Annotated in this window: 1 protein-coding gene; it reads right to left on the reverse strand. The window is 75.7% G+C overall.

What is annotated here, in order from left to right; genetic code table 11:
- Positions 1 to 1,039: CaiB/BaiF CoA transferase family protein (locus tag H5J30_RS35215; RefSeq protein WP_181791858.1), on the reverse strand; the 1,039-nt coding region annotated here is incomplete at its 3' end.
- Positions 1,040 to 1,076: the final 37 nt, after the last annotated feature.

Raw genomic sequence — 1,076 nt, forward strand, 5'->3', positions numbered from 1 at the left:
ACTGCTCGTCGGCCATCACGTCCCGCACGTCGTATACCGGCGCCACCGACGCCTGCGCCTCGTCGAACGCGGCCACGACCGCCGCCGCGTCGTGCCGCGCGATCCACCCGCCGACCGCCTCGTCCAGTTCGTCGGCGTGGCGCGCCCGGCCCGCGCCGGTGCCGAACCACGGCTCGTCGATCAGCTCGGGCCGCCCCACGAGCCGCAGCACGCGCTCGGCGACGGACTGCGCGGAGGTGGAGACGGCGAGCCAGCGGCCGTCGGCGGTGCGGTAGGTGTTGCGCGGCGCGTTGTTGGTGGAGCGGTTGCCGGTACGCGGCTGGACGTAGCCGAGCTGGTCGTACCAGAGGGGCTGCGGGCCGAGCACGGCCAGCATCGGCTCGATGATCGCCATGTCGACCACCTGTCCGCGCCCGGTGCGCTCCCGGCCCGCGAGCGCGGTCATCACGGCGTACGCGGTCGAGAGCGCGGCGACGGAGTCCGCGAGGCCGAACGGCGGCAGCGTCGGCGGCCCGTCCGGCTCGCCGGTGACCGCGGCGAAGCCGCTCATCGCCTCGGCGAGGGTGCCGAACCCGGGGCGGTGGGCGTACGGGCCGAACTGGCCGAAGCCGGTGACCCGGGCGAGCACGAGCCGCGGGTTGGCGGCGGACAGCTCCGCCCAGCCGAGGCCCCACTTCTCCAGCGTGCCGGGGCGGAAGTTCTCGACGACCACGTCGGATCCGGCGGCCAGCCGCAGCAGCACGTCGCGCCCGCCGGGGGTGGACAGGTCGAGGGTGAGGTTCTTCTTGTTGCGGCCGAGGAGCTTCCACCACAGGCCGACGCCGTCCTTCGCGGGGCCGTGGCCGCGGGAGGGGTCGGGCTTGGCGGGGTGCTCGACCTTGACGACCTCGGCGCCGAAGTCGCCGAGCATGGTCGCGGCCAGCGGGCCGGCGAAGAGCGTCGCGAGGTCCAGGACGCGCAGCCCGGCGAGCGGGGCCTCGGGAGGCGGCGAGGCGTCGAGAGGGGCGGCGCCGGGTGCGGAGGCGGGGGTGTCGGTCATGGTGTCGCGCCTTCCTCGGTGGTGCGTTGCGGTGCCG

The organism is Streptomyces phytophilus, assembly GCF_013870535.1.
Lineage (GTDB): Bacteria > Actinomycetota > Actinomycetes > Streptomycetales > Streptomycetaceae > Streptomyces > Streptomyces phytophilus.